At 43.9% G+C, this 4,942-nt stretch carries 3 protein-coding genes and 3 pseudogenes; 2 read left to right on the forward strand and 4 right to left on the reverse strand.

Going from position 1 to position 4,942, the window contains the following annotated elements; translation table 11 throughout:
* The 3 genes and pseudogenes from ACED46_RS21355 to ACED46_RS21365 all read right to left on the reverse strand — a co-directional run.
* A pseudogene (locus ACED46_RS21355) lies at positions 1-214 on the reverse strand (hypothetical protein); the annotation flags it as partial.
* Between the two features lie 127 nt (positions 215-341).
* Positions 342-911 carry a protein disulfide oxidoreductase gene (locus ACED46_RS21360; protein WP_371722396.1) on the reverse strand — a complete coding sequence of 190 codons (570 nt, stop codon included), beginning with the start codon at positions 909-911 and terminating at the stop codon, positions 342-344.
* 3 nt (positions 912-914) lie between these two features.
* A pseudogene (locus tag ACED46_RS21365) lies at positions 915-2,978 on the reverse strand (protein-disulfide reductase DsbD family protein).
* 195 nt (positions 2,979-3,173) lie between these two features.
* On the opposite strand from ACED46_RS21365, the gene ACED46_RS21370 reads away from it, so the two are divergent.
* Complete coding sequence (locus ACED46_RS21370; RefSeq protein WP_371722397.1) at positions 3,174-3,383, forward strand: hypothetical protein; 210 nt, start codon at positions 3,174-3,176, stop codon at positions 3,381-3,383.
* A gap of 516 nt (positions 3,384-3,899) precedes the next feature.
* Here ACED46_RS21370 and ACED46_RS21375 read toward each other — a convergent pair.
* Entirely contained in the window at positions 3,900-4,148 is a 249-nt protein-coding gene (locus tag ACED46_RS21375) for a hypothetical protein (protein ID WP_017062732.1), read from the reverse strand.
* A 251-nt stretch (positions 4,149-4,399) separates the two neighbouring features.
* Here ACED46_RS21375 and ACED46_RS21380 point away from each other — a divergent pair.
* A pseudogene (locus ACED46_RS21380) lies at positions 4,400-4,888 on the forward strand (mechanosensitive ion channel family protein); the annotation flags it as partial.
* Positions 4,889-4,942 lie beyond the last annotated feature (54 nt).

The following is a 4,942-nucleotide window of genomic DNA, read 5'->3' on the forward strand; positions in this document are numbered from 1 at the left end:
AAGGATCAGATCGCAGGACTCGAAAAAGGTTCAATTGATTTAGGCAACAACGCCGCTCTAAACTGGTATGCAATCCAGAGATCGTCGATGGATTTTCCTTCAGGAATTGATTAATTTCTTCAAGTTGTTGAGTTTGTTCTTTGTTTAATTCTGCGAAGGCATTAGTACTCATTAATGAGCCTATAATCAGTGCGCTTATCAGATGCTTTTTCATATTGTCTTTTCTCAAATTCGTGATAATCGTGAGCGCTTATTAGGTTGCGCTCACATTAATATTGTTTGTTAAACTGGCTGAGTCGGTTTATTCACTTAGTTTTGCTCTGTTTTTCTTTGCGAGCGATTTAGGCAAAGTAGGTTCTTAACCACAGGCCGATAGGGGATGTAACGCCGGTTGCGATACTGCTAATCTTTCCATCTTTGATGATGACAATACTTGGCGTGACATTGACTCCCCAACTTCTGCTGATTGACCCAGAAAGATCATTGATAACAGGGAAGTCATACTCTTTTGCATCCAAGTAGCGCTGGACACGTTCGTCTGGACCAGACGATAGAGCGACCGAAACCACCTGATGGGAATCACTGAAGCTATTAACCGTCGGGCTTACAAATTTGCAGGCACCACACCAAGTCGCCCAAAAATAGACAATGACTGGCTTACCATTTTTGCTTAGCTCGATAACATCAATATCTTCGCCTTGGAGCGATTGACCCACAATTGGAATCGCATCGCCCTGAGGCATGCTTCTGCTGTGATAAAAGTCCATGGCAAATGAAACCACGCCAACGATCAATATCATTGAAACCAGTTCCTTTCCCCACTTCTTAAGACGACTTGGCTTTTTGGTATCACCTTTTACAGCGCTGTCTTCAGTCGTGCTAGATTTATCTTTATTGTTGGGAGTCTTCATCTATTATCTCGCAGCGTCGATGGCTTGAACGACAGTGTCACTGTCGAGAATGACAGGCAGTGGAATACCGCTTCTATAGCTTGGGCCGTAGACGATATTAAATGGCACACCAAATCGACCATTACTTTGTAGGTATTGAGTGACGCTTTCACTTGGTGTTGTCCAATCGCCTTTCATCAAAACAATGTCTTCTTGCTGCAGGTGGCTGTAGACAGGGTCTTGGAGAATGACGCCGATCTTGTTGGCCTTACAGGTAATACACCACTCAGCGGTCACATCGACAAATACCGTTTTGCCTTGCTCAACCAATTGAGGGATTTGTTTTGCATCTAGCTTTTGCCAATCGAGATCGTCAACAATCGGTGTCGCCCAGTTATCAGCGGTGACACTACCGACGATCAATGCAGCACCAAACACCAAGGTTGTGGTTGCGACGATAGGAATAAGTACCTTGCGGCCCAACTTACGGCCAATCCAAATCAATACTGTAATCACGATAAACAGTGACAACAGGATCGTCGGGAATTTACCAATGAATGGGCTCATTAGGCTTGCTAACCATAGACTGGTAATGAACATCATTAAGCCAAATACCAGCTTAACTCTGAACATCCATGCCCCAGGTTTTGGAAGCAGTTTTGTAAGACTCGGGAACAGCGCGAAAATCAACCAAGGTGCACTCATACCGATGCCGAGTGCGATAAAGATAGCCCACAACTCTTGGTAGCTTGCCCCAAGTGCATAAGCAACTGCGGTCCCTAAGAACGGAGCACTACACGGCGTTGCCAACAGCGTCGCAAACATGCCTTGAATAAAGTGGCCTGAATGTGAGTCATCGCCTTTGGTTGCCATCCAAGTGTTTAAACCTGATGGTAGTCTGAATTCGAATAACCCAAGTAGATTAATCGAGAACAGCAAAGTGATGATCAGCATGAACCCGATGAACCAAACATTTTGGAACTGGATTCCCCAACCAATCGCATTGCCACCCATTTTTAGAACGGTCATGCCAAGGGCTAGGAGTGCAAATGATGTAATGACACCTGACGCAGAAGCTAAGAATGAGAGTCGGATATGACGATTAGATGCGCCTTGGTTTTGAATGATGCTGTTTAGCTTCATTCCTAATACAGGCAGCACACACGGCATAATATTGAGGATTAAACCACCAATCAAAGCAAAGCCGATCATTGCAAGAAAACCGTTGTTACTTGCTTGATAAGCAATAGGTTTTGAGCCGACTTGAGCCGTCATTTCTTCGGCAAAATTAGTGTCTGAAACGGTGACACTAACGGTGCGATCCGTTAAGTCGACTTCGCCTATCCAGTTGCTGACGTCAAATACCGCGGTCATCGTATTGTCTGTGATGTGGACGCTTGGTTGAGCAAAGAAATCATCGATGACTTCTTTGCCATCGATCAACACCATCGGCTTATCCCAGCCTTCGTTACTGTTTAGTTGAGTGACCAGTTGTTGCTTGCTTTTGTCCCAAAATAGACCGTTCACTGAAGTCCGGTTCGCTTCTCTTGGAGATTGGCTCATGCCTTGGTTGAACAAGAACATCGCTTCTTCATCGAACTGCAATTGCTGCGTGTCGATAGGGAGTTCGATGTCATAGTCAGTCAAAACACAAATATTGGTGTACGACGGGAACGAGAGAGAAGCCTTAAATACAGCAGGTTGCGTTTTGTCTTTCAACGTTAGGGTGACAGGAAAGCTTACGTGCTTTTTGTAACCTAACGTCATCACGTCAAGTTGTTCATAGTATTTAGGGATCGGCCAATGCCAATCTACAGACTCTATATTAGTTGAATCAGACCAGTCCCAGCTTGGCGGAATGCCACCTTCACCTGGGCTGCGCCAATAGGTTTTTCAGTCACCGTCGAGTGTAACGTCCAATACAGTTTGAACGGTACCGCCGTTATCCGACTGTTCACCCGTCGACATCATTCGCATCTTAACTGGCGGATGCTCAGGCACGCTTATCCAGCCCGTGGTTTGAGCCAGGGCGGTAAATGACGTCATGACTAAGATTGCAGTGACGAAAGCTTTTGCGCATGTGCGCATGCAGAATGCCAACGAATCGACAAACTTAGTTAGTAGTGTGTTGTACACAAATGTATCTCCAAAAAATAAATAAAAGGGTGTAGTAGCCCGGTTATTTACTCTCTAAATATACAGTGCTTTAGATGCAATCGGTGTTTTGTCGGTCGAGTAGAGCGATGATTGTCTCCGGATAATCTCGAGATGTGCGGAGATAAGTTGAATGCAACAGCAATCATCAGAACGAAAGGGATCAGCCAGCCCGTTTTAGGTGCGGCAAAGGTCAGCATTTTCGAACTTAGGCTGCATGAATTTGAATTGGGGGACGTTAACATTTTTGAGGCTTCTAAGCCGAAAACGCTGGCGTATAGAGCAGCCATTTTTTCTGAAGAAGCGATGTTGGTTTGGGGATTACTGGTTTCTGTATGAGTTTGTGTGCCAACTAGGACTGATTGGCCATTAGCGGATGCAGATAACGATACTTTCTTGACGGCCAGAGTGCTCGCCAGACAAGTTACGATAACCAGTCCGGTAAGGAAGAGCGCCCAAAGCGAATGCTTTTGTCGGCGGTTCTGTGTGGATAAGAAAAGTAGCGATGTGTTCAGCAAATTAGTCAGTAATCAAATCTGTTAGTCGTTAAAGCAAGCTCATTGAATTGTGGTTAGCTTAGATAAGTTCTCTTCGTGCCACAAGTCATAAAATGGTTAAAGTGAAACTATGTATAAATGCGGGAAACGGCAGATACACGATAAAAGACGCATAAACACCAATTCACGCGAATACGACATTGAGCTGTAGCTAAAGTTCACAACAACTGAAAGTTATCGCTAATTATTCTGTATTGAGTGGTTTATTAACTATCAGGACGGGACAGACGATACAAAAAAGCCCAACAGATCGTCAGTGAACGTGTTGGGCTTTAATCATTGGTGCTATTGGAAAGGCTTAGTGAGTGCGGCGAGGGCCGTTACGTACCAAGTCTTTACCGTTATCAAACACCTCTTTGGTGATCCAGCGAGCAAGCAGAACTTTATGGCTGCTATTGAATACAGCAACGAAGTGACGACCATCTGAATTATTGGTTGCCATGCCTACACCTTCAACGCCTTCAAGGCCTAAACCGCCAGCTTCCACTGAAATTAGGAATTGCTCTAGTTCTTCTAGAGACTCAATAATATCAAGTTCGTTGTTCATTTTTATGCTCTCTTGCTGTGAGCCAACATCGTATTTAGGGCGCTTTAGTGCTGTGCTCGAATGAAGATATTGGCTGTTGTTCTTTGTTGGATGCGTACTCTACAGGTCATAAGAGGGGATTGGAACTCTCAAATATTAGAAGCAGGCTGATAATTTGCGAATTTTTAACATAACATACGTTTAAATGCTTGTTATCCATATTCTGTTTACTACTATTTATAGGGTCAATTTAGACAGTGATAGGAATTAATATGATGAAGGTTTGGCGTTGTCTATTGTTAATGTTGGCGTTTGTCGCATTTGGAAGTTATGCGCAGAGCGTTGAGAAAATCGCAGAAGTACAAGATCAGTTAATGCTCGATCTAGCAACATTAGAAACGGCGCATGATGCTGAAAAACCCTTTCTTGAAGATATCTTAAGGCGTAAGAACCAGGGCCTACGCGAAGAGATTTTTTCACAGCTATCGTCAGATAAAAAAGAGGGGCTGGATGTCACTCTTGCTCAGCAGGTCGAACTGCTACAAAAATTGCTGTCGTTGAATGAAACTAAAATCGTTTCAATGAGTAAAGAAAACCGTTCCGCTGAGGGTGACGCTAAAAAACGCCTTGAGTTGCGTATTCAAAAACGAATCGGAATGATGGATGTCTATTATCAGCAGCTTGCTAAGACTTTAAATTGGTCGAAAGAGCGTGGTGTTGATGTTGCTGTTCCTAAAGGTGAACTTAAAACGGCGTTAATTCCCTATCTGGCAGGGTAGATGTCACTGTTAAAATTTAACCAGTTTGGGCGATAA

It is taken from the genome of Vibrio sp. 1S139, assembly GCF_041439475.1.
Classification (GTDB): Bacteria; Pseudomonadota; Gammaproteobacteria; order Enterobacterales; family Vibrionaceae; genus Vibrio; species Vibrio crassostreae_C.